Here is a 24290-nt window from a genome sequence, read left to right as displayed (position 1 = left end):
CGCCGTAGCATGCGGGAAGACGAGCTGGCGGCGCGGCTGGTCGACCACTACGAGGCCGTCTTCGCGGACCCGGTCGTTCGCCTCGAGGAGCCGTACGACGCGGCCGGCCGTCAGGGGGTCGTCGACCTGTACGTCCGACGCCGAACCCCGACGCGTGTCGATCACGTGATCGAGTTGAAAGCCGACGCGGCGGTCCGCCAGGCGACGGGCGCCAACGCGATGCTCAGACAGTTCAACCGGATGCAGCGCTACTTCCACGCGGACGAGACACACGCGCTCCGGCCGCGACTCGGCCGGACCGAACCCGGCGCGCGCTACTACCTGTTCTTCGCGCCGACGCCGACGTGCGTGTACCACGTCGCAACCCACCGACGGCTGTACGAGTCGGTCACACGGGCCGGACGCGTCGACGACGTCCCCATCGTCCGGACCGTCGGGTTTCTCACGGGGCTCGCCGGCGATCCGCCCGACGTGGGATACCTCTCGGTCAACGGCGACGCCTCCTTCGGCTCCCGTGCGTTCTTCGACGCCGTGCCGACTCCCTCGCGTCTCGTAGACGCGATTCACGCCGTCGACGACGACCTCGTCGAGGGGCCGGATGGCGCGGGCGATGAGGCCGATGCCGGCGGCGGCTGATCCGCACGACACGCCGCGGTCACACACCGCGCGACGCCGGTAGTTCACATCGGGCTCGACGGGCCTCACATCGGGCTCGACGGGCGGCCGTTCCCATCGCACGACCCTCGCGCGACAGTTTATACGCGAGGAGGCGGTATCGTGCGTGTATGTCGTTTCGCCGGCTCGTCCGCGGCAGCGCAGACTGGCCAGCGCTGGAGCGGGTCGGACGCGAGTTGGCGGACCGGTACGACCGTGACTGCGTCCGAATCGAGTTTCTTGACGCCGACAACTGGCTGTCGACGCCGATGGTGCTCGACGACGATCGCTTCGTGAAGGTGATCACGCCACAGAACACGCTCGTCCACACGCTGTTTACCACCGGCCGAAACCTCGGGGCGTTCTCGGCCGGCAGCGAGGGATTCTTCGAACGCCACGAGACGCCCTACGAGATGGCGCGTCACGAGCTTGAGGCAACCCGACAGGTCCGCGACCTCGGCGTGAACGCCCCGGAGCCGATCGAGGCGCTCGCGGTGGGCGACCTCGGCGTCGTCGTCGCGGAGTACCTCCCCGAGTTCTGTACGCTCGACGAGCTCGACGCCGATTCGTGTCGCGCGCTCGCCCCGGCGTTGTTCGACGCCCTCGCGACGATCCACGACGCGGGGCTCGCACACGGCGACCTCCGCGCGGAGAACGTGCTCGTGTTGGACGGCGAGCTGTACGTGATCGACGCGACGAACGTGAGCGACGACGGTCGGACCGACGCTCGGTCCTACGACCTCGCGAGCGCGCTCGCGGCGCTCGAACCGCTCGTGGGGGCGACGAGTGCCGTCGACGCGGCGCTGACGAGCTACGACTCGGACGCGCTGCTCGCCGCCAGACGATTCCTCGACTTCGTCGCGATTCGACCGGACCACGACTTCGACGCGGCGAAGCTGCGCGGCGAGATAGAAAAGCGCGCCGCCGGTCCGCCGGACGCGGACGGGGGGTGACGACCACGACGCTGGCCCGCAGTCGACGTCCCGAGGCCGCCTCACGGACCGTTCACTTGTCCGTCGCGCGGCGGACCGCAGCCAGCCGCGAGTCGAGTTCGGCGTCGATCCGGTCGACGAGCGCCGCCATCGGCTCGCCGAGGTACGGCACCCACTGGTCGAGGAACCCGGACCGGCCGAGCACGCGAACGACGCGGTAGATCGACTCCCGGACCTCGAATCCCGCCGGCAGGCCTCCGGCGCGGTCTCGGTACCCGTCGATGACGGCGTCGGTGAGTCGATCGGGGCCCTCGGAGTCGAACCCGTTACACAGCTGATCACGCGCCCGGACGAGGTCGCGGGACGGGTCGCCGACGTGAGCGAGCTCCCAGTCGAGCAGCCCGATGTCGCCGGCGGAAGCACCACTCTGCCCGTCGACCGCGAACGCGTTCGGCTTGGTGACGTCGCCGTGAAGCAGCGCCGCGGGAGCGTCCTCGAGCAGCAGGCGACGTCTCTCGATGCAGTCGACGACCGCGTCGAAGTGTCGGTCGAGTCGGTCGGTCGTGGCGATCTCGCGGGTCTGTTCGACGGTCTCGAGGAGGACGTCCGGCCACGGCGCGATCGACAACTCGAGCCCCGGTCGCGCGGATGGGCTCTCGACTGCATCGTTGGATTCAGCCGGCGTACCACGACCGACCGTCTCTCTACGATCCACCGTCTCTCCACGGCCGACCGTCTCGCCGCGCCCACGAATCGTGCCGTGGTCGTCGAACCGCACCGCGTGAAGCGCCGCGACCGCCCGGCCGACCTGGCGGAGGAGCCACTCCTGTGTGTCGGGCCCTGCCGTCTCGAAGCGCTCGTCGACGGACTGACCAGGGGCGGGCGCAGTAGCGAGGTACGGTACCGGGCCGCTCGTCTCGACCGCGAGCGTCGCCGGGACGGGAAGCGATCGGTGCGCACGGAGGTACGCGAGCGTCGCCGCCTCTCGGTCGAGCCGGTGGCCAGCGCCGTCGACGGCCGTCTTCAGGTAGGCGTGGCGGCCGTCGGCGAAGACCACGGAGACCGTCTCGTTGCCGCCGTTCCAGGAGGGCCCGGCGCTCTCGACGCCGACGACCGTTCGGTCGGGGAAGGCGGCGTCAAGCGCCGTCTCGACCGACTGGTGCATACGGTCGGTGGCCGGGCGGCTTCGAAAAGCGTTGTGCTCCCGAACGCGTCGCCGCCGTCACGGGCACACCGGGTGCCGAGGCGTTCCACACGCTTTTGACCCGGTCGGACGAATCGCCGCTATGCCACAGATACACCTCGACGACGAGACGGTCGAGCGACTCGACGCGCTCCGCACCGACGGCGAAGAGTACGACGACCTCGTCCGTGAGCTGATCGTCGGCCGCGACGCGGACGTACGACCGTCCGTCGAGAACAGCACAAACGGCGACGACGCGTGAGGGTCCCGACCGCGGTTTCCGCCGGCTACTCCTGGTAGGCGATCCGGATCTGTTCCCACCGCCCGGCTTCCTCTAAGTGCGCTTGGAGCTCGTCCGCGTACGCTTGGACCAGCTGTTCTGCAGCCTCGAGCTCCTCGTCACTCGGGCCGTCGCTCGAACCCCCGCCGAGACCGAGTGCGCCGAGCACCGATCCGAGGATCCCGCCGCCCGAGCCGCCCCCACCGCCGTCGTTCGTGGCACCGCCCATCGCGGCGACCTGCGAGCGGACGTTCTCCAACTCGGGCATCACGGCTGGGAGGCTCGTCGTGTCCGCGACGATCCGCGCCGCGTCTGGATCGTCTGCGTCTGCGATCTCGAACTCGGTCGCGGTCATGATCAGTCCCCACTCCTGACTCGAGAAGCGGGAGGCGGTAACCCGGTCGGTGAACTGGTTGTCGACGGTCATGCGCTCGCCGACGATGGCGTCGGTCCACTCGCTCATACCCGCTCTTCGTCGCTGTCGGTGAAAACCTCTTCCACCCGGTGGGAGCAGTCGAGACGTTTTAGCTCGCCGGCACCAACGACCGATATGGTCGAACACAGTCGGCGGGCGATCCTCGGCGCGCTCGGGGTCACCTCGCTCGTCTCGCTCGCGGGATGTGGCGGTGCCGGAGGCACAGACGGCGGTGATCCCCCGACGACGGACGTGAACGCGCCACCCGTCGATCGAACCGGCCAGGACGAGGTCGCCGTCGCCGTCGGTGCCGGTAACGGGTTCGCCTTCGACCCGGCGCCCGTTCGCATCGACGCCGGCACGACCGTGGCCTGGGAGTGGACCGGTCGTGGCGGCGGCCACAACGTCGTCGCCGTCGACGAGTCGTTCGAGTCGACGCTGACCGCAGAGGCCGGTCACACCTTCACGCACACGTTCACCGAGCCGGGCACCGTCGAGTACGTGTGTACGCCCCACCAGACGCAGGGCATGCGCGGCGTCGTCGTCGTCGAGTGAGCCGTTCCCTGGATACGGTCCCCCTCACCAACCGTCCACGATCACCAGTCGTACGCGTCGCGCGGGTCGACGGCGTCGCGCTCTCGGTCGAAGACGTGTTCGCCGTCGACGAAGACGTGCCGCGTCTTGCTGTCGTTCTCGTAGAAGACCCCGTCCCACACCGCGACGTCGGCGTCGGTCCCAACCTCGAGGGTTCCGACCCGGTCGTCGATCCCGAGGATCTCCGCGGGGTGTCGCGTCACCGACTCGAGTGCCACCTCGGGCGGGAGCCCCTCGCGCACGGCGAGGCCGACACAGACGTCGAGGTGGTGTTGCGGAAGCACCGGCGCGTCGGTCTGGATGGCGACCTTCACGCCTACTTCGTGGAGGATCGCGGGCGTCTCGAAGGTGATGTTTCGAAGCTCGTACTTCGCACCCGAGTACAACGAGGGGCCGACGACCGCCGGTACGTCCCGCGCCGCGAACTCCTCGGCGATCAGGTGTCCTTCGGTCGCGTGCTCTATCGAGAGCGCGTCGATACTGAACTCCTCGGCGATGCGGAAGACGGTCATGATGTCGTCGGTCCGGTGAGCGTGGACCCGTAGTGGGAGATCCTCTGTGAGCACGCGTGCGAGGTTCTCCATGCCGAGGTCGCGGTCGAACGGCTCGCCCGACTCGCGGGCGTGTTTGCGCCGGTCGACGTAGTCTTCGGCCGCCATGAGTGCGGACCGAAGGGTGGCGGCCACGCCGGGACGCGTCGCGGGCTGGCGGTCGTGTTCCTCGCCGTGGAAGCGCTTTGGATTCTCGCCCATCGCGGCCTTCATTCCGTCTTCACGGATGCACATCTCGTCTGCCGTGCGGCCGTACGTCTTCATCGAGCAGATGATGCCGCCGATCACGTTGCCCGAGCCCATCCGCGCGGAGACGGCCGTCACGCCGTGTTGAAACGCGTGCCGTAGCTCCTCGTCGCGAGGGTGGAAGCCGTCGAGCGCCGACACCTGTGGCGTGACCGCGTCGGTGCCCTCGTTGATGTCTGCGTCCTCGGGTTCACCCCACTCGGCCATCCCGGCGTGGCTGTGGGCGTCGACGAGCCCCGGCGTGACGTGGTGGCCCTCGACGTCGACGACCGTCGCCTCCGCGGGCGGCTCGACGTCGCCGAGCGCGACGATCCCGTCGTCGAAGACGACGGTCCCCTCGAACGTTCCCTCGGCCATGGCCGTGTGTACCGTCCCGCCGACGAGTGCGTACATGTGCCGCGGTACGCGGGCTCCAGGTGTTAACCGTTGTGTGCGCGCCGGATTGGTCGGCCGACAGCGCGGCGTTTTTGCTCGCGCGGACGAACGGAGACGTATGAGCGATCCCGAGCACACCCTCCCCGACCGCGTTCGCCGGGCGTTTCGTGCACACGACTCGTTTACGCCGGCCGGTGAGGCCACGTGGACGTTCGAGACGACCGCCTTCGACGCGACCGTGACGGCCGAGCCGACTCCCGAAGACGACCCGCGCATCCGATACGACGTGGTCGTCCGTGTCCCGACGCTGTCCGCGGTCACCGCCGAACACGTCGCCGACGTGGTCGAGGACGGCTGGACGGAGACGTTCGAGCGGCGCGTCGTCGACGTGGGCGGCGTCACCCGCGGCGACCACACCTTCGATCCGACCGTCGAACGCGCCGACGAGGAGATCGTCGTGCGGCTGTCGGTGACCGACCTCAACGAGCGACGCGGCGTCGACGACGCGGGCGCGCTCGTCGACTTCGTCGAGGGAACCTACGTCCAGGGCGTCATCCCCGGGTACGAGTACACAGCGCCGGTCGACTCGCTGATCTCGTCGGCGAGACAACAGGGCGGCGGCGGGCCGTTCTGAGTCGTGCGCGGCGAACGCAGTCGTCTGCCGTGAGACGCTCGATCGAACGCTGGCAGGGCGACACAGCAAAGAGTCCCGACGACGAACGACGTGTATGCTCGCGTTCGTCGGGTTTGCGACGCTCCTCGGTCTCCTCGCGTTCCACACGCTCGTCGCCGGCGTGGCGACCCGATTCTTCAGACTGCGGCTCGCCACCTCGTGGGGGTGGGTATTGTACACGCTCGTGTTGACGCCGATGGTGTTGTTCGTCTCGACGCTCGTGTTCACCGGGTTCTTGGGCGTCGGAGCCGGAGTCGACCTGGGGAGCCCCACCATCGTCGTCGGTGCGCTCGTCGGGCTCCCGGTGGTGCTCGGTGCGGTGATCGACTACCTCTACGTCCCCCCGCCGGAGGAGTACGAACTACCGGACACGCAGTGATCGACGACTCGACGACCGCCGTGTGATGTTCGCGACCCGGCGACGACAGCGCGACGATCACGGCTCGACGAGTGCCGCGACCGCGGACTCGACCCGCTCGACGACCACTTCCGGCGGCTGACTGGCGTCGACGCGGACGAACCGTCCTGGCTCGGCGTCGACGAGTCGCTCGTAGTTCGCTCGGACCGCCGACAGGTACCCGTCGCGCTCGAACTTGTCCGTCCGGCCGGCCCGAGCGGCCGCCGTCGTCGGGTCGAGGTCGAGGTAGATGGTCGCGTCCGGGGGACGCGAGAACGCGGCGTGGATCCCCTGGATGTACTCCATCGGCCGGTCGACGTCGATGGCGTCGCTCGCGTCGAGCGTGGCTGCCTGGTACGCGAACCGGGAGTCGGAGTAGCGGTCGGAGACGACGAGGGTACCCTCGGCAAGCGCCGGTCGGATCGTCTCCGAGAGGTGAGCCGCGTGGTCGGCGGTGTACAAGAAGAGCTCGGCGAGCGGGTCGGCGTCTTCGTCGGCGAGCGACCGGTACACCGCGTCTCCGTACCAGCTCTCTGTCGGCTCTCGGGTGAACACCGCGTCGGGATACTGGTCGTGGAGCGCCTCCCAGACAGTCGTCTTCCCGCTTCCGTCGATCCCCTCGAGCGTGATCAACATGGCCCCGCTCCGGTCCGGTAGCCGATAAACTGGCGGGGTTTCCGCTCTACAACCCCCTTGCGACCCCCGCGACCCGCCCGCGGCCCACCCACGACTCGCCCGCGGCCCACCCACGACTCGCCCGCGGCCCACCCACGACTCGCCCGCGGCCCACTCACGACTCGCCCGCGACCTGCTCACGACTCGCCCCAACTCACCCGGACGAGTCGAGAGATTCGACCGATCGCCTACGTCACGGTTGAAATCCGCCGAGAACACACCATTTATTTGCCCGTCTGTGATCGGTTTACACAGCACACTGCGGTGCGTGTTGGACGAGGCCGTCGTGCGGTTCGGGGGCCGACGGTCGGTACGCACCGCGGTCTCTCACACAATGAGCTTCGAAGTTCCCGACGACGTACGCTATCTGGAATCGCACGAGTGGACGACGGTCGACGACGCGACCGTTCGGGTCGGTATCTCTGATTTCGCTCAGGACGAACTCGGCGACGTCGTCTTCGTCGAGCTCCCCGCCGTCGGCGACGAGGTCACCGCAGGGGAGGCGTTCGGCGTCGTCGAGTCGATCAAGGCGGTTTCAGACCTGTACGCACCGATCTCGGGAACGGTCGCCGCGGTCAACGAGGCGCTCTTCGACCGCCCGGAGCTCGTCAACGAGTCGCCGTACGACGACGGCTGGATGCTCGAGGTCGAACCGAGCGACGGCGTCGACGAAGCGGAGACGCTCGCCGCGGCCGAGTACGCCGACCAGATCGCCTGACCGTGGTCGTCGATCACGACCGCGGTCGACCGCGCCAATTCGAACACAGACACATGTCATCGACACACCCGCACCGACGACCCGCCGACGACCCGACCACCAAACGAACCGGCGTCGGGGCCACCAACCAGGCCGACGGCAAGTCCGCCACGATCGAGGCGCACCGATGAGTGGGAGTCCGTACGCGCCCCACACGGACGCCGAGACCGAAGCGATGCTCGACGCCATCGGCGCCGAGAGTGAGGAGGGGTTATTCGACATTCCCGCGGCCGTCGGGTTCGACGGGACGTTCGGAATCGAGCCACGGACCGAACGGGAGATTCGTCGCGAGTGTGCCGACGCGCTCGCGGCCAACGACGACCTCGTCGAGTTCCTCGGCCGCGGCCACTACTCCCACTACGTACCGAGTATCGTCGACCACCTCGCCGACCGCTCGGAGTTCCTCACGAGCTACACCCAGTACCAGCCGGAGGTCTCACAGGGCTTCTTACAGGCGCTCTTCGAGTACCAGTCGATGCTCGTCGAGCTGACCGGTCTGCCGGTCGCGAACTGCTCGATGTACGACGCCGCGACCGCACTCGCGGAGGCGGCGACGCTCGCCGACCGCGTCCGGTCGACGACCGGTGACGTCGTGCTCGTGCCGGCACACCTGCGCTCCGGCAAACGGGCGGTACTCGAGAACTACTGTGACGGTGCCGGTCTCACCGTCGAGTCGTACCCGATGGCCGACGGCATCGCCGACGTCGACGCGCTCGCCGACCGCGCCGCCGCCGACGTCGTGATGGTGTACGCCGAGAGCCCGACCGTGCGCGGCTGTCTCGAAGCGCGACTTGAGGCGATCGGATCGATCACCGAGACCGCCGACGCGCTGTTCGTGCTCGGGTCGGACGTCGTCGCCCTTTCGGTGCTCGAAGCGCCGGCGAGCGTGGGTGCAGACGTCGTTGTCGGTGAGGCGGGCGCGCTCGGACTTCCGGCGAGCTACGGCATGGGGCTCGGCATCTTCGCGTGTCGCGAGGACTACCTCCGACAGGTGCCCGGTCGCCTCGTCGGGGCGAGCGAGGACGCCGACGGAACCCGCGCGTTCACGCTCACGCTCCAAACCCGCGAACAGCACATTCGCAAGGAGCGGGCGACGTCGAACATCTGTACGAATCAGGCGTGGGTCGCGCTCAGAGCGGCGATCCACGCCGCCTCACTCGGGCCGTCGGGGCTCGTCGATCTCGCGAACGACTGCGTCACCGACGCGGCCGCCCTCGCGAGCGACCTCGACGCGATCGAGGGGGTGACCGCGCCGGTCCACGACCGCCACCACTTCCGCGAGTTCGTCTTCCGGACCGAGTCGCCGGCGCCGGCGGTCGCGTCGGCGCTCGAAACGGATGGATTTGCCGTCCACGTCGTCGACGACGACCACCTACAGGCGTGTGTGACCGACCTGACCGCGGACCAGACGGACGACCTCGTCGCCGCGGTCGCGGAGGTGATCTGAGATGTATCACGATCAGGCCACCTACACGAGCGAATCGGACGCGGTTCGGGAGCCCCTGCTCGACGAGAAGGGGACGGCGACCGTCGACGTGTCGGCGGACTCGCCGCTGCCGGACGACCTGACGCGTGAGTCGCTCACGTTGCCGAACCCCTCCGAGCCGGAGATCGCCCGCCACTACACCCGACTCTCGCAGATGAACTGGTCTATCGACTCGGGGCCGTACCCGCTGGGGAGCTGCACGATGAAGTTCAACCCGTCGTTCACCGAGGACGTCGCGGCCGACCCGAACGCGGCGGTCCACCCGGCCCGGTCGGACCGGTCGACACAGGGGATCCTCGAGATCCTGTACCGACTACAGGACGTCCTCGCCGAGATCGGTGGCATGGACGCCGTCACCCTCCAGCCGCCGGCGGGCGCGGCAGGTGAGCTCACCGGGATCCTCGTGGCGAAGGCGTGTCACGAACACCACGGTACCGACCGCTCGGAGGTGGTGATCCCCGCGTCGGCACACGGGACGAACTTCGCCACCGCCGCGACCGCCGGCTACGACGTGGTCGAACTCCCTTCCGGCGACGACGGCCGCGTCGACCTCGATGCGCTCCGGGCGGCCGTCGGCGAGGACACCGCCGCACTCATGCTCACCAATCCCAACACGGTCGGCCTCTTCGAGCGCGACATCGCCGAGGTCGCCGACATCGTCCACGATGCCGGTGGACTCCTCTACTACGACGGCGCGAACCTCAACGCGTTGCTCGGCCGAGGGCGCCCGGGCGACATGGGATTCGACGTCATGCACTACAACGTCCACAAGACGTTCGCGACCCCACACGGCGGGGGCGGCCCCGGAGCCGGACCCGTCGGGGTGACCGCCGAACTCGCCGACTTCCTCCCGACGCCCCGGGTCCGCGAGGCGACCGACGGCGACGGGTACGAGCGCTTCGCGCCACCCGAGTCGATCGGGAAGGTCCACGGCTTCCACGGCAACTGGCTGGTGTTGATCAAGGCGTACGCCTACATCGCCCGACTGGGCGACGCGGGGCTGTCCGACGCGGCGGCGAAGGCGGTGCTCAACGCGAACTACCTGGCCAACCAGATCGACCTCGCGGTCCCACACGGCCCCTTCCATCACGAGTTCGCGGCGACGGCCGGGGACCGTGACGCCGCGGACGTCGCAAAACGGATGCTCGACTTCGGCGTTCACCCGCCGACGACGAAGTGGCCCGAGATGGTCCCCGAGGCGATGTTGACGGAGCCGACGGAGATCGAGAACAAGGCGTCGCTCGACGACCTCGCGGCCGCGTTCAACGTCGCGTTCGGCGACGACGCCGAGACGCTCAATTCGGCACCGAGCCGCACGGCCGCCTCTCGGATCGACCAGGTCGGTGCCGCACGCACCCCGCGGCTCTCCTGGCAGGCGCTCCACGAGACGGAGTGAGCACCGAGCGCTCCACGGGGCCGAAGCTCTCGGATGTCGGGAACGTGCGGTGCGCTCTTTAGCCGTGTCGACGAACCGTCACGTATGCTCCGACAGATCCTGGCGGTCCTCGGTGGACTCGTCGCGCTGGCGCCACGCCGGACGCTCGCGGCGTTCGAGACCGTCGCGGTCGACGTCGACACCGACGCCGAGAGCGACGAGGCGGTGAGCGTCCCGACGATTCGGCCGTGGGTTCCCTCGCTGGTCCGTGCGGAGGGAGTGCTGTTAGTCCTCGCGGCGCTCGTGGGTGGCCGACTGTATCGGCTGGTGATCGGTGCGGTCGGTGTCGGCGGGAGCATTGTGGTGACGTTCCCGCGACGATACCAGCGGCTCGCGACGCGACTGATCTTCGAGGACCCCGACCGCGTCCGGTGGCACGATCGATCGACGCCGCTGCTCCGAGCGATCGGTGCGCTGTACGTGGCAATTGCACTCGCGGCACGCCGGTCGGGAGCGTCCTCGGCCGACGCCGTCGTCGCGCCGACGGAGGCCGTCGCTGGCGACGACGCCGGACGGTGAGGCCGACGCAGGTGTGCGAACGAGCGCGACCGAGGACCGACACTTATCACTCCCGACACCGACACTCCGATCGAGTATGCTCGTCGGTCTCGTCTCTGACACCCACGACGATCTTGACGCCATCGAGGCGGCCGTAGCGCTGTTCGAGTCGCGCGGCGTCGACGCAGTCGTCCACTGTGGCGACTTCGTCGCGCCGTTCTCGGTGACCCCCTTCGACGCTGACTTCGATTTCTACGCGGTGCGCGGGAACAACGACGGCGAGTGGGCCGTTGAGTCGACCGTCGACGCGTTCGGGGAGTACCTCGGCGAGGCGGGTGCGCTGTCGTTCCCGGTCGGGGCTCCTGGCCAGTCGGCAGTCGAGGTGACCGAGTCGGTCGAATCGGCCGAGTCGCTCGACGTCGCGGTCACCCACGGTACGAGCGAGGTCGTCGTCGACGCCCTCGTCGACTGTGGCGACTACGACGTCGTGGTACACGGCCACACACACGCCCGAGCCGTGGAGACGCGCGGCGAGACGGTTCGGGTGAACCCGGGTGGACTGCCGATCCCCGTCGACGGTGCCGACGACGCCTTCCACGTGGCGGTGCTCGACACCGGCGTGGCGGGTGCCGAGGCGGTGACGAGCCATCGATTGCGGTCCTGAATAGTGCGGCCGCAGATCCGGCGATCCGCGTGGTGACCCGGAGGTTTATTGACGCGCTGGCGTATGGTCGGACATGAGACACGCACAGGGCGATCTCCTCACGATCGATCTGACCGAACGGACGGCCAGCACCGAGCCGATCGAGACCGTGCTCGCCTCGTTCGTTGGCGGCCGCGGGCTCAACACCCGGCTCGCGTACGAGCGAATCCCGTTCGACGTCGACCCGCTCGGCCCGGAGAACCGCTTGTACTTCTCGACCGGGCCGATGCAGTACTCGCGAACGTCGTACACCGGGCGGATGGCGGCGACGGCCGTCTCGCCGCTGACAGACGGTCTCCTCTCGTCGAACGCGGGCGGCTTCCTCTCACGCAACTTCACCGGCGCGGGATACGCCGCCGTCGAGCTCGTCGGGGCGAGCGACGAACTGCTCGCGGTACACGTCCGTGAACCCGACGACGACGGCACCCCGAACGTCACCTTCGAAGCCGTCCCAGGGCTCGCTGAGGCGCGCGTCTCCGACGTCTCGGCGCACGTAGAATCCACCCACGACCTGGAGCCGGAGCACGTGGCGTGTGTGGGTCCGGCCGGCGAAAACGCCGTCCGGTTCGCGTCGATCATGACCTCGGAATCGCGGGCGTTCGGTCGTGGCGGACTCGGTGCTGTACTCGGCTCTAAGGGGGTGAAAGCGCTCACCTTCGACGGCGACGCCGACGCCGACATCGACGTCGAGTGGCCGGACGAGGCCGGCGACGTCCACCGGGAGGCGGCGACCTCCGACTCGATCATGAAACGACAGGGGACGGCCAGTGTGACCGAACTCGCCAACGAGGTGGAGGCGCTCCCGTCGTACTACTTCGCCGAGCAGTCGTTCGAGGGAGCGGCCGGCATCTCGGGTGACCGCGTCGAAGAAAAAAAGTACAAGAAGGGAACGTGCTCGCAGTGTGCGTTCGCGTGTAAGCTCCCCACCCGCGACGAGGCGACTGGCCTCGAAACCGAAGGGCCAGAGTTCGAGACGGTGATGGCGTTCGGCAGCAACGCCGGCGTCGACGACGTTGTCGACGTGATGGCCGCGAACGAGCTGTGTGACGAACTCGGGATGGACACCATCTCGTGTGGCGACACGGTGTCGATGTACCTCGCGAGCGAAGACGAGTTCGGTAACGCGGAGCTCGCACAGTCGATAGTCGAACAGATCGCCTATCGTGAGGGGGTCGGAGACACGCTCGCAGAGGGCGTCCACCGGGTCCACGACGAGTTCGGCGTCGACGACTGGACGGTGAAGGGACTCGACTTCTCCGGACACGACGGCCGGCACCTGAACGGCCAGGGGCTCGCGTTCGCGACGGCGAATCGCGGTGCAGACCACATGTACGGCGAGTTCTACGCGTACGAGTATCCCCTAGTCGGGAAAGACGAGGCGCTCGACCCGCAGGGGCTCGACGGAAAGCCGCCGAAGCTCGTCGAAAAAGAGAACCGGAACGCGGTCCTCGACTCGGCGGTGGTGTGTAAGTTCTCGCGGGGCGTGGTCACCGACGACCGGCTTGGAGCGCTCTTAGCCGCCGACTACGAGGACCTGCTCGCGGTCGGCGCTCGAATCGTCGAGCTCGAGCGGGCGTTCAACAACGCGCGCGGATTCGACCGCGCAGACGACACGCTGCCGTACGAGATCGACGGCTTCGAGGCGGGCCTCTCCGAGTACTACGCGCTCCGGGGATGGAACGACGACGGCACGGTCCCCGGGTACGGCGACGACCTCCTCGCCGGTACTGGCGACGTTGCGAGTACCGCAGACGACTGATCCAGCGATACGGCCCGGCCGTCTCCCCGCCGTGTCGGGGTCGCGGTTCACTCTTCGCCCGGCTCGTGGACGTGTCCGCACTCGGGACACCGCACCTCCTCACCACGGAGGTCAGCGGAGGACTCGCGCACCTCACGCATCACCGCGGAGATTCGGTCCTCGGCGTCGAGCTCCTCTGCGACCGCAAGGTCGACGCCCTCGACTTCGAGGAGGAACTTCGCGACCTCCGTCACCTCGTACATCATCTCGTCGAGATCCTCGGCGGTGAAAAAGCCCGACATCGCGCCGTAGAGGAACGTCGCTCCGGCCTTCGTCACCTTCTCTTCGAAGGCGTATCGCGCCTGATTGACCGCCTGTGGCGTGTACGTGTCGGTCATGAACGGGACGAGCTCGGGGAGGTTCTCGCCGATCTTCGTCATCTCGACGCCCGTCTCGGTCCGAAAGTCCGCACAGAGTCGAGCGATCGCCCACTCGCGGGCCGTGACGTACGTGCGATCTCGCAAGAACTCGTTGACCCGCTCGTAGCGGGCCCCGTCGATCTTCGTGAACCGTTCGTACGTTTGGACGTCGCGCGGCACCGACGCGTCGGCGTCGGTCGTCGGCGCGTCGGCGTCGGTCGCGTCCGCACCGTCGCGGTTCACGTCGCTGCGGTTCGCGTCGTCGACGCCGTCGCGTTCCACCTCGTCGTGGTCCGCGTCGCGGTCCGCATCCGCCGTGGCGTCCGTCGACGGCTCGGGATCGTCAGTCATGGTCGCTCACAGTCGCGGCGCGGACAAATGGTTGTGGGTACGGTCGGTCGATTCGACGGCGAACGCTTTTTTGATCCCCGGGTGAGAGAGCACGCATGCACGTGCTCTGTGGGATCGGTGGCAGCGACGACTCGCTGCGTGCGCTCGAGGAGACGGTCGAACGCGCGGCGGTCGCCGGCGACGACCTCACCGTCGGGGTGGTAGAGAACCCGAACGCGGAGATCGCCGTCGAGGAGGTGGTTCGCCGCGCGGAAGCGGCGATAGCCGACGCGGGGATCGACGCCGCGGTCCGCCGCATCGACGGCGACCCGGGCAGCCGACTCGTCGACATCGCCGAACAGGAGGAGTTCGACCGGATCGTGCTGGGCGGCGGGCACACGAGTCCGATGGGAAAGATCTCGATCGGGCCGATAGCCGAGTTCGTCCTCTTGAACAGCAACACCTCGGTCACGCTCGTACGATGAGGGAGCGACGCTACCCGGACGCGGTCGCGGGACGCTTCGAGACGCCGCCGATCACGTTCACCGACGGCGAGGGCCGCGAGGTCGAGATACGCGAGTACGACGGCACGGAGGCGTCCTACGAGGCACTCGTCTCGATGTACGACTCCTTCGACCCGTCGGACCGCGCACAGGGGATCCCTCCCGGCGGGGAGTCGCGGGTGCGCGAGTGGCTCGATGCGATCCTCACCGACGACTGCCTGAACGTGGTCGCCTGGTGTGAGGGGTCGGTCGCGGGTCACGCGACGCTCGTGCCGGACGACGACGCGTACGAGCTCGCGATCTTCGTCCACCAGACCTACCAGCGTGCGGGGATCGGAACGCGGCTCATCCGCGGGCTCCTCGGGTGTGGACAGGCGGCCGGGATCGAGCGGGTCTGGCTCACCGTCGAACGGTGGAACCGCGCGGCCGTCTCGCTGTACGAGAAGATCGGCTTCGAGACGTCGAACACCGAGAGCTTCGAACGCGAGATGGCGCTCCGGCTCAACGAGTCGACCGCCGACACAGCCGCCGAGCACGCCACGGACGACGACTCGACCGCGTAGCCCGATTGCGGCGCGCGTCGCAGAATCTTCAAGGCTTTACGTGCGGACGCCGAGCGGCAAGCCATGAGTCACCGCATTCTGTTGTTGGGAGCGCCGGGCGCTGGGAAGGGCACACAGAGCGCGAAGCTGGCCGACGCGTACGACCTCGAGCACGTCACCACGGGGGACGCGCTCCGGGCGAACAAAGACGTGGAGACGGAGCACGGGACGCCGCGCTCGTACATGGAGGCGGGCGAGCTCGTGCCGGATCCCGTCGTCAACGAGATCGTCGAACAGGCGCTTTCGGACGCCGACGGCTTCGTTCTCGACGGCTACCCACGGACGCTCGAACAGGCCGAGTTCCTCTCGTCTATCACCGACCTCGACGCGGTCGTCTTTCTCGACGTCGACGAGGCGGTGCTCGTCGACCGGCTCACGGGCCGTCGCGTGTGTGAATCGTGTGGGGCGAACTACCACGTCGAGTTCCAGCCGCCCGAAGAACCCGGGGTCTGTGACGAGTGTGGCGGCGACCTCGTCCAGCGCGAGGACGACACCGAAGAGACGGCCCGCGAGCGGCTCGCCGTCTACGAGGAGAACACGGCACCCGTCGTCGAACACTTCCGGACGGAGGGCGTCTTGGAGACGGTCGACGGCGAGGCACCACCCGAGGCCGTCTTCGAGCGGATCCAGTCGGTCGTCGAATCGTAGGCCTCGAGCCGAGGTCTCGTCGAGTGCGGTTCGCGGGGACATCCCGCTCGTCGATCCTGCAAGCTTCTTAACCGTCGACGACGAACTAACGGTCAATGGGTAAAGTCGAACGACGAGTTCGCTCGCTCGTCGACGGCGACGACGAGATGCGAACCGCCGTCGAAGTGGTCCTCGATCGCGCCACGGACGGTGAGGTTCGATGGGTCGACGTCCGCGACGAGATAACGAGCGGCCAGTGGGGCCGGCTAATAGAAAAGGAGGTGCTCGTCGACGGCGAGGAGGGGTTTGCGCTCGCAAGCACCGAGGCTATCGAGGCAGGACTCGAGACGCCCGACGACTCCACCGGAAGCGACGTCGAGACGCCAGAGACCACGTCGTGGTCGAAGTGGGACAAGCTGGCGGCGGTCGCGACGGTCGGTGCGTTCGTCGGCTACGCGGTCGCGCCGGTTCGGAACCTCATCGCTGGCGCGATCGACGTGGTGTTGGGGCCGCTGCTCTCGCTCGTCCCCTTCTACGTCATCATCATGCTCATCGCGCTCGCGACCGGGCTCTACTCCACGTTGTTGCGCGCCGGGCTCATGGACATGGAGAAGATGAGTATGTATCAAGATCGGATGAAAGACATCCAAGAGCGCCGTAAGGACGCCAAAGAACGCGACGACGACGAGGCGCTCGACGCGATCCAAGAAGAACAGATGGACGCGATGGGCGACCAGCTCGGCATGTTCAAAGAGCAGTTTCGACCGATGGTCTGGATCATGTTCCTCACGATCCCGGCGTTCCTCTGGATGTTCTGGGTCATCGGTTACCGCGGCTCCGAGTCTGCGTATCCCGCGATAGCAACGCAGGAGATCGTCGTGCCGCTCGCGGGCGCTGTGACGTGGGACGCCGGGCTCGTCGGCCCGTTGCAGATGTGGATCGTCTGGTACTTCCTCTGCTCGATGGCGTTCACGCAGATCGTCCAGAAGAGTCTGAACATCCAGATGTCGCCCTCGTCGTCCTGATCGGGCGCGCCGCGCGACTGGACACCGGTCTTTTTTCTCACCGCCTCAGTCGATTGGGTCGTCTGGTCGACCGGGCTACTCGGCGTCGTTCGACCCGCTGTGTTCTGTCTCGCCGTTCCCCGGCTCCCCGGCAGCCTGCACCGTTTCGGCGACCGCCTCGAACGCGGCGAGAATGACCCGCTTACACGCCTCGCCGTCGGTCGTCCAGTGGGTGGCGTAATCGAGCATGTCGTCGTAGATGTCCGGCTTACAGCCGGCCGCCTGTGGGTGCCCGCCGCCGTTCACCCGCCCGGCGACCTCGTGAGCGTGCTGGAAGGTCTCGGATCCACGGATGGACGCCGACCCGGCCGGTTTGACGATCACGGCGGCGTCGGCACCGGCCTCGCGGAGTCGTTCTGCCACCTCGTTCTGTGAACACCGGCCGTAGGTCACCCCGACCGACCACGCGCCGACCTCGTGGACGACCGCGCGGTCGACGGCCGCGTCGATCCGGGCGGCCTTCTCGACCCGCCGCGACTCGAGGTAGTCGTCGACCGAAGGCGGGAGGTCCGGACCGTAGGCTCCGACGAGTGCGACGTACGTCTCGCTTCCAGACCAGTACGAGAAGTCGGCGAGGTCGTCGGACCGCCGGTCCGTCTTGATCCACAGGTCGTGGTCACGCGTCACCGTGGCGAGCTCGTGCCATCGTTTCTCGAAGTCGGTCGCGAGCGACCGGAGCGTCACGTCGGCGGTGCACTCCTCGTCTGACGCTCCGACGACGAGGTCGACCCCGACATCGCGGACCGCCTCGGCGACCGCCGAGTCCCACTGGTGGTGGTCGAACCAGCGCACCGTTCCTGCGAGCGACTCGAGTGAGTCGGCTATCGGCTCGTAGTCGTCCGGACAGAGGTCACAAACGTACACGTCGACGCCCGCATCCGCGTGGGCCGCGACGCGTTCGAGGGCGGTATCGAGTGCGTACGGACCGGCGGGGAGGAGGCCGACCGAAGACCACGTGTGTGCGTCCTCGGTCGGATCGTCGGCCGCGTCGACGTCGGTGGTTACGTCGACGGCCTCGGTCGCGCCGTCGGCTGCGGTCGCGCCGTCGCCCACGCCGTCAGTCGCCTTTTCGGTCAGTGCTCGCTCGAAGGGTTCCGGGTCGAGCGCCGCGTCGTGAGCGGCTCGGATCATCGCCGCGCAGGCGAGTCCGTCGGCGTCGCCGTCGGCTATCACGATCGCATCGGCGCCTTCGATCGTCTCGCGGTCGCGGGTCGCTGCCCGCTGTTCGTCGAGTGAGTCGGGATAAAAGAACCCGGCACCCGGGAGGCGGGTGTACCGGGACAGCGGTCTCCCCGCGTCATCGATGAGGTCGTCGTCCATACGCGACTGCTGGTCGGGAGCGGGAAAACTCCGCCGCTCTCTGGCGGTCCCGCACCCGCCTCAGTCGCGTCGGCTCGTCGGGAGCGTCGTCGGGTCCGGTCGCGGCCCTCGTCCGGCCGGCGCCATGGGCACGAGTCGCTCGACCGTCGCGTCTGGACCGTCGAGGGCGGTCGCACCCGTCGGCGTCGTCGGGCTGGTTCGGTGCGTTGGTGCCTCGCCGCGGGCGTTCGGTGCGTCTGTCTGTCGCGTCGTCGGCTTCGTGCGGTGGGTCGTCGAGTCAGGTGTCATTTGGGCGTATCGGGGGGGCGGGTCGGTCGGTCGATCGGTAACTCATACGGGCGCTGGTAGTGGACGTGGTCGTGACCGCGTACAGGCATCTCAACTGCACCTGTGTCTTCGACCGACTTAACTCTAATGAACGATAATGATGATCTCGCGGACGGTTCCACGAGACCCGTTCTGGACCGAACGTTCTAATCGCCCGGCGGCCGTGGTGCGGTCGTGAACGAGCGCGACGCCCTCCGACGACTCGCGGCCGACCTCTCGCCCGCCGGCGACGACGCGGCGGTCGTCGACGACACCGTCATCACCACCGACATGCTCCACGAGCGAACCGACTTCCCGCCGGGAACGACCCGGTACACCGCGGGGTGGCGTGCGGTCGGGGCCTCGCTGTCAGACGTCGCGGCCATGGGGGCACGCGCCACCGCGGCGGTCGCCGTCTACGCGGACGAACGGTTCGATCCCGACGCGCTCGACGCCTTCGTCGCGGGCGCGACCGACGTCTGTGCCGCCGTCGACGCGTCGTACGTCGGCGGCGACCTGGACACCCACGCCGAGTTCACGACCGCGACGACCGCGATCGGGACGACTCCCACCGACGGCGTCGTCCGTCGGTCGGGCGCGGCTCCCGGCGACGCCCTCTGTGTCACCGGCCGATGGGGCCGCTCGGCCGCCGCACTCCGACTCTTCGACCGGGAGACCGCCGAGGCGACCGACCGGGCGAACGAGCTCTTCCGATTCACCCCACGGGTCGCCGCCGGCCGCACGCTCGCCGAGACGGCCACCGCGATGATGGACTCCTCGGACGGACTCGCCCGGTCGCTCCACCAGATCGCCGAGGCGAGCGACGTCGGAGTCGCGCTCGACGGCAGCGCGGTCCCAGTGCACCCGGCCGTCGAGGCCGTGACCGACGACGCCACAGAGCAGTTCCAGATGGCCGCGCACTTTGGCGAGGACTTCGAACTCGTGTGTACGCTTCCTCCGGCGGCCGTCGACCGGGCCCGTCGTGACTGTCCGGTCGAGCTCACTCGCGTCGGAACCGTCCGTGCGGCCGATGCCGGCGTCACCGTCGACGGCGATCCGCTCGCGGACCGCGGCTACACCCACGGGTGAGCCCGGGACCCGCGCGTCGTCCGTCGGGTGCCCGACGCGTCACTCGGTCGATTCGTCGGCGTCGACGTCCGCGTGAATTTCTTCGAGTTCCGCCTCGACCGCCTCGTCGGTCTCGGCCGACACCGTCGGCTCACCGCCCTCATCGGAGGACTCCTCCTCGCCGACGTCCCCCTTGAGCGTCTCGAGTTCGGCGTCGACCGCTCCCTGCGTCGAGAGCTCCTCGAGCTCCCGGTCGATGTCGTCTTCGTCCGAGAGCGCGCTCTCGAATGCACCGGACGCTTCGAGTTCGTCCATCGCCTCCGAGCGCGCTTCCATCTCCTCGGTTCGCTCTTCGGCGCGTTCGATAGACCGACCCACGTCCTCCATCTCGTCGCCGACGCCGGTCATCGCCTCCGAGACGCGTGAGGAGGCCTCTGCTGCCTCGTAGCGGGCCTTCATCGTCTCCTTTTTCGTCCGGAACTCTTCGATCTGGTTCTGGAGTCGGTTTTTCTTTTCGACGAGCCCCTGCTGAGTGTCGTCGAGGTCGGCTATCTGCCCCTCGAGCGCCTCGATCTGGCTCATCTTCGACTTCTTTTTTTCGAGGGCCTTCCGCGCGAGGTCGTCGCGGTCCTGTTGAACCGCCTCGCGGGCCTGTCGGTTGTGCTTCTCGACGTTCTCTTCGAGCTTTCGCTTCTGGATCTCCAGGCGCTTCTTCTGTGTCGTGAGGTCGGCGATCCCTTGTTTGACGTCCTGGAGCTCGTCTCGCATCTGTTCGTAGGAGTAGTCGAGCGTCTCCGTCGGGTCTTCTGCGCGATTCAACAGCGTGTTCACCTTCGAGCGGATGACGTAGGAGGCGCGCGAGAGGATTCCCATAGTCCGAGTAACGGCTCCATGCGTTAAAATCTCATGTGGTTTCGCTCACCCAGCACTCCTACTCGAGACGGAGCCACGACCCACGCACGTCCAATCCAAGCGCCGACGGGGCGGCGTCGTCACGAGTCGCTCGTCGTCGCGTTCGTCGCCGTCGCATTCGTCGTCGCGTTCGTCGCCGTCGCATTCGTCGTCGCGTTCGTCGCCGTCGCGTTCGCCGTCACGCTCGAGGTGTCGTCGCCCGTGCCGTCCGAGCCGTCTCCGTCGCCGCTCACCAAGAACTCGACAACCCCCGTGAGGAACGCCTCGTTGTCGGCCACGTCGTAGCGCGCGGCGGTGGCGAACGAGGTGTCACCCACGGCGAGCACATCTCCGTCGCGCACGGCGAGCGTGTGGCGTCTCGGGTCGTCGGTTCCCACGGTTCGAGTCGTGGATCCCGTCACGAGTACCGGCTCGCCGTCGCCGGTGCTCTGCACTTCGCCGGCGACGCTGAACGCAACCGTCGCGTCCGCATCGAGCGCCGCCGTACCGCCGTCCGAGAGCGCTGCCTCGCCGCTCGGCTCCGCGACGACCTGTTGGTAGGTGCCGTCGTTCCGGCGTTGGTCGTACACGTACCGCGTGTCGAACTGGACGTCGAACCGCGACCCGAGCCCGGTGAGCCGGCTCTCCCGCTCGCTCAACTGGGCCCCGAAGAGCCCACCGCTTATCGAGGTGCGCGTCGGCTCGGCGAGGATCAGCAGCCGCCCACCGTCGTCGACGAACGCGTCGATGGCGTCGATCTCGGACTCGCTGTACGCGGTCGCGGGATCGACGACGACGAGTGCGTCCGCGGACCCGAGCGCCTCCTCGAACTCTCCCGTCTCGTGGAACTCGACCCGCGCACCGGACCGCCCGATCCCCTCGGTGAGCGGCCCGATGTCCGCGCGGGTGAATCGGTTCCCGTTCGAGTCGTCCACGAGCACGACGGCTCCCGTGCCGATCGACGGGTCGGGGTCTACGGAGCCGCCGCGGGGTAGGGGTTCGCTCACGGCGTCGGCGTCGAACGCGTCGAAGCTCGCGTTCGTCGACGCGGTCGACGACCCCCCGACCGAGAGCCCCACGGCTGCGACCACCACGAGTGCGGCGACGACGACGGTCACGAGCAGGCCGCGTCGGAGACTCATCGGTCACCCCCGAGAGCCGCAACGGCTTCATGTGTCACCGGCGCGGGGTGTCCCGGGCCGGCCGAGTGCGCGAGGCCGGGTGGCGACAGACGCTCCGTCGACGACCGGGTGTCGTTCCGCACCGATGACGCCGTCGCCTCGGCCGTCCCGGTGCCCGTCTCGCCGGTCGCGTTGACCGCGGTCACCGCAGTCGATCCGTCGACGACCGGCGTCTCGGTTCCGAGCACTCCCGCCGGCACCATCAGATACGTCGGGAGCCCGGCTCCCTCCTCGCGATACACGTCGACGCCGGTGAGCTCTCGCGACGGTGTGTCGCTCGCGAGATACGCGCTCTGTGTCAGGAACGTCGACCGCGCGTTCGACGGCCGCATCACCTCGACGGTCGGATCCTCGATGTCTGCCGCCGCCGCCGCGGCGTCGACCGCGCGTTCTCTGTCGCCCACCGAGTCCGCCAGGCCGTTCTCGACCGCCGCGAGTCCGGTGTAGGTCGCCGCCTCGGCCAGTTCGTCGCGCTCGAGTGCCAGCCGGTCGGCGCGGTGTTCGTACACTGCCCCAAGGAACGCCGATTGGATCGTCGCGAGACCGTGAAGGAACTCCCGTCCGTCCCCGCCGCTGAGCTTGTTCGGTCCCGTCGTCGCGATCTGTTCGTTCGGTTCGATCTGTGGCGGCGCCTGCGCGACGACGCCAACGCTCCCGACCGTCGACGAGGGCTTCACGTAGATCGACTCTGCGGGCGCGATCGCGTAGTACGCACCCGAGGCGGCCGCGGCGTCGACGGCGGCGACGACCGGCATCTGTTCGGCCGTTCGTACGGTCTCCATGTACATCTCCTCGCTGGCCGGTGCGCTGCCGCCGCCGCTGTTGGCGACCACGACGACCGCGTCGGCCTCCGCTCTGGCCGCCTCCATCTGTGCCGAGTACGAGGTGGCCTGCGCGCCGGTGATGCTGCCGTCGACGTAGACGACCGCGACGGTGCCGCCGGGTGCGGACGCCAGGCCGACCGCCACCGGCGCGAGGACGGCGCCGAGGACCACACCGAGCACGACGAAGACCACGTACGAGTCGACCGCGAAGCGCCAGGCACGTCTGACCCGTGAGAACATTGTGCAGTATACGTGGCGTCGAACACATAAACCACGTGGTGGGCGGCGCGCCGTCAGCGGCTCAGGATCTCGTCGGGGGTGTCGACCCGGCGTCGCGCAGCTCCGACCCGGCGTCTCGTTCGGGGTCGTAGCGGGCGAGCGTCTCCTCGCGGGCGAAGCCCGTGGGCTCCCACACCACGGTCAGCTCCTCGCCGGGAGGCGTCGGAGCCAGCGTCACCTGGTCGCCAGTCGAGACGACGCCGGTCTCGGGCCACGGCTTGACGGATACCGTCTCGTTCGCGGCCTCCCGATGGACCGAGAGTTCAGTGGCGGGGACGGCGTCGGGGCCGAGCGCCGTGACGACCACGCCGTCCGTCGTCGACTCGACCTCGAAGCTCGCCTCCGGCGGCGCAGTGTCGTCGACGAGTCCGAACACGCCCGCGCCGACGACGGTCAACACGAGCGCCACGACGGCCACGAGCACGCTGGTGCCGGCGACGGGAACGAATCCGCGACGGTCGGGTACGAGAGAGCGCATACGTCCTCTCGCCCGTGACGGCAGGTAGCTGTTTGCCTCTATATATCAGATTTGATACTCGGGTGTCGACACAGAATCGCAATCGCATTAGTGAGTCGGTCCGTAGACGGGCTGTGACTCGCTCGACCGAGCGCTCCGACGCCACGAACGCCAGAACGACGCCGGAGACCCCCGCGGGTCGGGCCCGTGGTCCGCGCGGCATCGTGCAGGCGTGGATCGCGGTCCTCACTCGACCGACCCGATTCTTCGCGCGCGGCGTCGTCCCCGGTGACCAGGCGCCGGGACTGACGTTCGCCGCGGTCGTCGCCGGGGTGTTCACCCTCGGGTGGACCGCGACGGAGCCGGCGGTCGTGCCCGGTATCGCCGAGAGCGTGGCGCTCTCTGCGGTCGTCGTCGTCCTCGTCGTCACGGCTCTCGCCGCTCCCGTCGGACTCCACCTGACGGCCGCGCTCGCGACGCTGTCGCTTCTCGTCGCCAGCGTGGACGTCACGCCCTCGTTTCGACTCCGTGACCGTGGTGGCGTGAGCGAGACGGTGCAGGTGGTCGCGTACGCGAGTGCGCCGATGGCGCTCGCCGGCCCTGCGATCCCGGGGCTCCGGATGCTCTGTGGCGCGTACGCGACGCTGCTGCTCTTGCTCGGTCTCCGCACCGTACACGAGACGACGCCGCTCCGCACGCTCGTCGCCGGCGTGCCACCGGCCCTGTTCGGCTACGGGGTCGGCTACCGCGTCGTCGCCGCCGTCCGTACGGTTCTGGGCGCCTGAGTGGGTTTCGACAACCGTTTTAAGCGGGAGCCACTCGATACA

General features: G+C 68.4%; 29 protein-coding genes. 18 read left to right on the top strand and 11 right to left on the bottom strand.

Going from position 1 to position 24290, the window contains the following annotated elements:
* Positions 1 to 9 precede the first annotated feature (9 nt).
* Both ACNTAO_RS03020 and ACNTAO_RS03015 read left to right on the top strand, forming a co-directional pair.
* Positions 10 to 636, top strand: a complete 627-nt coding sequence (locus ACNTAO_RS03020; RefSeq protein WP_435160473.1) for a hypothetical protein — start codon at positions 10 to 12, stop codon at positions 634 to 636.
* Between the two features lie 149 nt (positions 637 to 785).
* A complete protein-coding gene (locus ACNTAO_RS03015) occupies positions 786 to 1607 on the top strand; it encodes an RIO1 family regulatory kinase/ATPase domain-containing protein (RefSeq protein WP_435160472.1) in 822 nt (273 codons plus the stop codon).
* Between the two features lie 52 nt (positions 1608 to 1659).
* On the opposite strand, the gene ACNTAO_RS03010 is transcribed toward ACNTAO_RS03015, so the two are convergent.
* Positions 1660 to 2751, bottom strand: coding sequence for a phosphotransferase family protein (locus ACNTAO_RS03010; RefSeq protein WP_435160471.1), 1092 nt, complete (start codon positions 2749 to 2751; stop codon positions 1660 to 1662).
* Between the two features lie 121 nt (positions 2752 to 2872).
* On the opposite strand from ACNTAO_RS03010, the gene ACNTAO_RS03005 reads away from it, so the two are divergent.
* Entirely contained in the window at positions 2873 to 3031 is a 159-nt protein-coding gene (locus ACNTAO_RS03005) for a DUF7557 family protein (RefSeq protein ID WP_435160470.1), read from the top strand.
* A gap of 25 nt (positions 3032 to 3056) precedes the next feature.
* On the opposite strand, the gene ACNTAO_RS03000 is transcribed toward ACNTAO_RS03005, so the two are convergent.
* Complete coding sequence (locus tag ACNTAO_RS03000; RefSeq protein ID WP_435160469.1) at positions 3057 to 3512, bottom strand: DUF5799 family protein; 456 nt, start codon at positions 3510 to 3512, stop codon at positions 3057 to 3059.
* Positions 3513 to 3599: 87 nt separating this feature from the next.
* Between ACNTAO_RS03000 and ACNTAO_RS02995 the strand changes: the two genes are divergently transcribed.
* Positions 3600 to 4019, top strand: coding sequence for a halocyanin domain-containing protein (locus ACNTAO_RS02995; protein WP_435160468.1), 420 nt, complete (start codon positions 3600 to 3602; stop codon positions 4017 to 4019).
* Positions 4020 to 4060: 41 nt separating this feature from the next.
* Here ACNTAO_RS02995 and ACNTAO_RS02990 read toward each other — a convergent pair whose 3' ends face one another.
* Entirely contained in the window at positions 4061 to 5248 is a 1188-nt protein-coding gene (locus tag ACNTAO_RS02990) for an amidohydrolase family protein (RefSeq protein WP_435160467.1), read from the bottom strand.
* A gap of 100 nt (positions 5249 to 5348) precedes the next feature.
* On the opposite strand from ACNTAO_RS02990, the gene ACNTAO_RS02985 reads away from it, so the two are divergent.
* Together ACNTAO_RS02985 and ACNTAO_RS02980 are read left to right on the top strand one after the other, a co-directional pair.
* Positions 5349 to 5864, top strand: a complete 516-nt coding sequence (locus tag ACNTAO_RS02985) for a DUF5813 family protein (protein ID WP_435160466.1) — start codon at positions 5349 to 5351, stop codon at positions 5862 to 5864.
* Between the two features lie 94 nt (positions 5865 to 5958).
* Entirely contained in the window at positions 5959 to 6282 is a 324-nt protein-coding gene (locus tag ACNTAO_RS02980) for a DUF7991 family protein (RefSeq protein ID WP_435160465.1), read from the top strand.
* 57 nt (positions 6283 to 6339) lie between these two features.
* On the opposite strand, the gene tmk is transcribed toward ACNTAO_RS02980, so the two are convergent.
* Positions 6340 to 6936, bottom strand: coding sequence for a dTMP kinase (tmk, locus tag ACNTAO_RS02975; RefSeq protein ID WP_435160464.1), 597 nt, complete (start codon positions 6934 to 6936; stop codon positions 6340 to 6342).
* Between the two features lie 373 nt (positions 6937 to 7309).
* Between tmk and gcvH the strand changes: the two genes are divergently transcribed.
* The 6 genes from gcvH (at position 7310) to ACNTAO_RS02945 (ending at position 13613) form a co-directional block, all read left to right on the top strand.
* On the top strand, positions 7310 to 7693 hold the full coding sequence (gene gcvH, locus ACNTAO_RS02970; RefSeq protein ID WP_435160463.1) for a glycine cleavage system protein GcvH: 384 nt from the start codon (positions 7310 to 7312) through the stop codon (positions 7691 to 7693).
* A gap of 166 nt (positions 7694 to 7859) precedes the next feature.
* A complete protein-coding gene (gene gcvPA / locus ACNTAO_RS02965) occupies positions 7860 to 9179 on the top strand; it encodes an aminomethyl-transferring glycine dehydrogenase subunit GcvPA (protein ID WP_435160462.1) in 1320 nt (439 codons plus the stop codon).
* Position 9180: 1 nt separating this feature from the next.
* Entirely contained in the window at positions 9181 to 10614 is a 1434-nt protein-coding gene (gene gcvPB, locus ACNTAO_RS02960; RefSeq protein WP_435160461.1) for an aminomethyl-transferring glycine dehydrogenase subunit GcvPB, read from the top strand.
* Between the two features lie 84 nt (positions 10615 to 10698).
* Positions 10699 to 11172 (top strand): hypothetical protein, encoded by a 474-nt coding sequence (locus ACNTAO_RS02955; RefSeq protein ID WP_435160460.1) that lies wholly within the window; start codon positions 10699 to 10701, stop codon positions 11170 to 11172.
* A gap of 76 nt (positions 11173 to 11248) precedes the next feature.
* Entirely contained in the window at positions 11249 to 11815 is a 567-nt protein-coding gene (locus tag ACNTAO_RS02950) for a metallophosphoesterase (RefSeq protein ID WP_435160459.1), read from the top strand.
* 73 nt (positions 11816 to 11888) lie between these two features.
* Positions 11889 to 13613 (top strand): aldehyde ferredoxin oxidoreductase family protein, encoded by a 1725-nt coding sequence (locus tag ACNTAO_RS02945; protein WP_435160458.1) that lies wholly within the window; start codon positions 11889 to 11891, stop codon positions 13611 to 13613.
* Between the two features lie 47 nt (positions 13614 to 13660).
* Here ACNTAO_RS02945 and ACNTAO_RS02940 read toward each other — a convergent pair whose 3' ends face one another.
* Positions 13661 to 14362: a DUF5806 family protein gene (locus tag ACNTAO_RS02940; protein WP_435160457.1), complete on the bottom strand. Its 702-nt coding sequence runs from the start codon at positions 14360 to 14362 to the stop codon at positions 13661 to 13663.
* 95 nt (positions 14363 to 14457) lie between these two features.
* Here ACNTAO_RS02940 and ACNTAO_RS02935 point away from each other — a divergent pair, with 95 nt between their 5' ends.
* The 4 genes from ACNTAO_RS02935 to ACNTAO_RS02920 all read left to right on the top strand — a co-directional run bounded on the left by ACNTAO_RS02935 (position 14458) and on the right by ACNTAO_RS02920 (position 17098).
* Complete coding sequence (locus tag ACNTAO_RS02935; RefSeq protein ID WP_435160456.1) at positions 14458 to 14826, top strand: universal stress protein; 369 nt, start codon at positions 14458 to 14460, stop codon at positions 14824 to 14826.
* Positions 14823 to 15407: a GNAT family N-acetyltransferase gene (locus ACNTAO_RS02930; RefSeq protein WP_435160455.1), complete on the top strand. Its 585-nt coding sequence runs from the start codon at positions 14823 to 14825 to the stop codon at positions 15405 to 15407. The genes ACNTAO_RS02935 and ACNTAO_RS02930 overlap by 4 nt, the downstream gene beginning before the upstream one ends.
* Positions 15408 to 15470: 63 nt before the next feature.
* Complete coding sequence (locus tag ACNTAO_RS02925) at positions 15471 to 16094, top strand: adenylate kinase (RefSeq protein WP_435160454.1); 624 nt, start codon at positions 15471 to 15473, stop codon at positions 16092 to 16094.
* Between the two features lie 95 nt (positions 16095 to 16189).
* Positions 16190 to 17098, top strand: coding sequence for a DUF106 domain-containing protein (locus ACNTAO_RS02920; protein ID WP_435160453.1), 909 nt, complete (start codon positions 16190 to 16192; stop codon positions 17096 to 17098).
* 75 nt (positions 17099 to 17173) lie between these two features.
* Here ACNTAO_RS02920 and ACNTAO_RS02915 read toward each other — a convergent pair whose 3' ends face one another.
* Together ACNTAO_RS02915 and ACNTAO_RS02910 are read right to left on the bottom strand one after the other, a co-directional pair.
* Positions 17174 to 18457 carry a DHH family phosphoesterase gene (locus ACNTAO_RS02915; RefSeq protein ID WP_435160452.1) on the bottom strand — a complete coding sequence of 428 codons (1284 nt, stop codon included), beginning with the start codon at positions 18455 to 18457 and terminating at the stop codon, positions 17174 to 17176.
* A 60-nt stretch (positions 18458 to 18517) separates the two neighbouring features.
* A complete protein-coding gene (locus tag ACNTAO_RS02910) occupies positions 18518 to 18745 on the bottom strand; it encodes a hypothetical protein (protein WP_435160451.1) in 228 nt (75 codons plus the stop codon).
* Between the two features lie 213 nt (positions 18746 to 18958).
* Between ACNTAO_RS02910 and thiL the strand changes: the two genes are divergently transcribed.
* Positions 18959 to 19852: a thiamine-phosphate kinase gene (thiL, locus tag ACNTAO_RS02905; protein ID WP_435160450.1), complete on the top strand. Its 894-nt coding sequence runs from the start codon at positions 18959 to 18961 to the stop codon at positions 19850 to 19852.
* A gap of 39 nt (positions 19853 to 19891) precedes the next feature.
* Here the strand turns inward: thiL and ACNTAO_RS02900 are convergent, their stop codons facing one another.
* The 4 genes from ACNTAO_RS02900 to ACNTAO_RS02885 form a co-directional block, all read right to left on the bottom strand.
* On the bottom strand, positions 19892 to 20704 hold the full coding sequence (locus ACNTAO_RS02900) for a PspA/IM30 family protein (RefSeq protein ID WP_435160449.1): 813 nt from the start codon (positions 20702 to 20704) through the stop codon (positions 19892 to 19894).
* Between the two features lie 119 nt (positions 20705 to 20823).
* Positions 20824 to 21864, bottom strand: coding sequence for a DUF4350 domain-containing protein (locus ACNTAO_RS02895; protein WP_435160448.1), 1041 nt, complete (start codon positions 21862 to 21864; stop codon positions 20824 to 20826).
* Positions 21861 to 22967 carry a S49 family peptidase gene (locus ACNTAO_RS02890; protein ID WP_435160447.1) on the bottom strand — a complete coding sequence of 369 codons (1107 nt, stop codon included), beginning with the start codon at positions 22965 to 22967 and terminating at the stop codon, positions 21861 to 21863. Before ACNTAO_RS02890 ends, ACNTAO_RS02895 begins: the two co-directional genes overlap by 4 nt.
* Positions 22968 to 23028: 61 nt before the next feature.
* Positions 23029 to 23484: a type IV pilin domain-containing protein gene (locus ACNTAO_RS02885; protein ID WP_435160446.1), complete on the bottom strand. Its 456-nt coding sequence runs from the start codon at positions 23482 to 23484 to the stop codon at positions 23029 to 23031.
* 215 nt (positions 23485 to 23699) lie between these two features.
* On the opposite strand from ACNTAO_RS02885, the gene ACNTAO_RS02880 reads away from it, so the two are divergent.
* On the top strand, positions 23700 to 24248 hold the full coding sequence (locus ACNTAO_RS02880) for a YIP1 family protein (RefSeq protein WP_435160676.1): 549 nt from the start codon (positions 23700 to 23702) through the stop codon (positions 24246 to 24248).
* Positions 24249 to 24290: the final 42 nt, after the last annotated feature.

The organism is Halorubrum zhoui (genome assembly GCF_051194155.1).
Lineage (GTDB): Archaea > Halobacteriota > Halobacteria > Halobacteriales > Haloferacaceae > Halorubrum.
Note: the sequence above shows the minus strand (reverse complement) of the source record. Positions and strands in the feature narration are given on the sequence as shown.

Bases quoted from the DNA above. Each gene is read 5' to 3' on its own strand.
- ACNTAO_RS03020 (WP_435160473.1), top strand. From the start codon at position 10: ATGCGGGAAGACGAGCTGGCGGCGCGGCTGGTCGACCACTACGAGGCC.
- ACNTAO_RS03015 (WP_435160472.1), top strand. From the start codon at position 786: ATGTCGTTTCGCCGGCTCGTCCGCGGCAGCGCAGACTGGCCAGCGCTG.
- ACNTAO_RS03010 (WP_435160471.1), bottom strand. From the start codon at position 2,751: ATGCACCAGTCGGTCGAGACGGCGCTTGACGCCGCCTTCCCCGACCGA.
- ACNTAO_RS03005 (WP_435160470.1), top strand. From the start codon at position 2,873: ATGCCACAGATACACCTCGACGACGAGACGGTCGAGCGACTCGACGCG.
- ACNTAO_RS03000 (WP_435160469.1), bottom strand. From the start codon at position 3,512: ATGAGCGAGTGGACCGACGCCATCGTCGGCGAGCGCATGACCGTCGAC.
- ACNTAO_RS02995 (WP_435160468.1), top strand. From the start codon at position 3,600: ATGGTCGAACACAGTCGGCGGGCGATCCTCGGCGCGCTCGGGGTCACC.
- ACNTAO_RS02990 (WP_435160467.1), bottom strand. From the start codon at position 5,248: ATGTACGCACTCGTCGGCGGGACGGTACACACGGCCATGGCCGAGGGA.
- ACNTAO_RS02985 (WP_435160466.1), top strand. From the start codon at position 5,349: ATGAGCGATCCCGAGCACACCCTCCCCGACCGCGTTCGCCGGGCGTTT.
- ACNTAO_RS02980 (WP_435160465.1), top strand. From the start codon at position 5,959: ATGCTCGCGTTCGTCGGGTTTGCGACGCTCCTCGGTCTCCTCGCGTTC.
- tmk (WP_435160464.1), bottom strand. From the start codon at position 6,936: ATGTTGATCACGCTCGAGGGGATCGACGGAAGCGGGAAGACGACTGTC.
- gcvH (WP_435160463.1), top strand. From the start codon at position 7,310: ATGAGCTTCGAAGTTCCCGACGACGTACGCTATCTGGAATCGCACGAG.
- gcvPA (WP_435160462.1), top strand. From the start codon at position 7,860: ATGAGTGGGAGTCCGTACGCGCCCCACACGGACGCCGAGACCGAAGCG.
- gcvPB (WP_435160461.1), top strand. From the start codon at position 9,181: ATGTATCACGATCAGGCCACCTACACGAGCGAATCGGACGCGGTTCGG.
- ACNTAO_RS02955 (WP_435160460.1), top strand. From the start codon at position 10,699: ATGCTCCGACAGATCCTGGCGGTCCTCGGTGGACTCGTCGCGCTGGCG.
- ACNTAO_RS02950 (WP_435160459.1), top strand. From the start codon at position 11,249: ATGCTCGTCGGTCTCGTCTCTGACACCCACGACGATCTTGACGCCATC.
- ACNTAO_RS02945 (WP_435160458.1), top strand. From the start codon at position 11,889: ATGAGACACGCACAGGGCGATCTCCTCACGATCGATCTGACCGAACGG.
- ACNTAO_RS02940 (WP_435160457.1), bottom strand. From the start codon at position 14,362: ATGACTGACGATCCCGAGCCGTCGACGGACGCCACGGCGGATGCGGAC.
- ACNTAO_RS02935 (WP_435160456.1), top strand. From the start codon at position 14,458: ATGCACGTGCTCTGTGGGATCGGTGGCAGCGACGACTCGCTGCGTGCG.
- ACNTAO_RS02930 (WP_435160455.1), top strand. From the start codon at position 14,823: ATGAGGGAGCGACGCTACCCGGACGCGGTCGCGGGACGCTTCGAGACG.
- ACNTAO_RS02925 (WP_435160454.1), top strand. From the start codon at position 15,471: ATGAGTCACCGCATTCTGTTGTTGGGAGCGCCGGGCGCTGGGAAGGGC.
- ACNTAO_RS02920 (WP_435160453.1), top strand. From the start codon at position 16,190: ATGGGTAAAGTCGAACGACGAGTTCGCTCGCTCGTCGACGGCGACGAC.
- ACNTAO_RS02915 (WP_435160452.1), bottom strand. From the start codon at position 18,457: ATGGACGACGACCTCATCGATGACGCGGGGAGACCGCTGTCCCGGTAC.
- ACNTAO_RS02910 (WP_435160451.1), bottom strand. From the start codon at position 18,745: ATGACACCTGACTCGACGACCCACCGCACGAAGCCGACGACGCGACAG.
- ACNTAO_RS02900 (WP_435160449.1), bottom strand. From the start codon at position 20,704: ATGGGAATCCTCTCGCGCGCCTCCTACGTCATCCGCTCGAAGGTGAAC.
- ACNTAO_RS02895 (WP_435160448.1), bottom strand. From the start codon at position 21,864: ATGAGTCTCCGACGCGGCCTGCTCGTGACCGTCGTCGTCGCCGCACTC.
- ACNTAO_RS02890 (WP_435160447.1), bottom strand. From the start codon at position 22,967: ATGTTCTCACGGGTCAGACGTGCCTGGCGCTTCGCGGTCGACTCGTAC.
- ACNTAO_RS02885 (WP_435160446.1), bottom strand. From the start codon at position 23,484: ATGCGCTCTCTCGTACCCGACCGTCGCGGATTCGTTCCCGTCGCCGGC.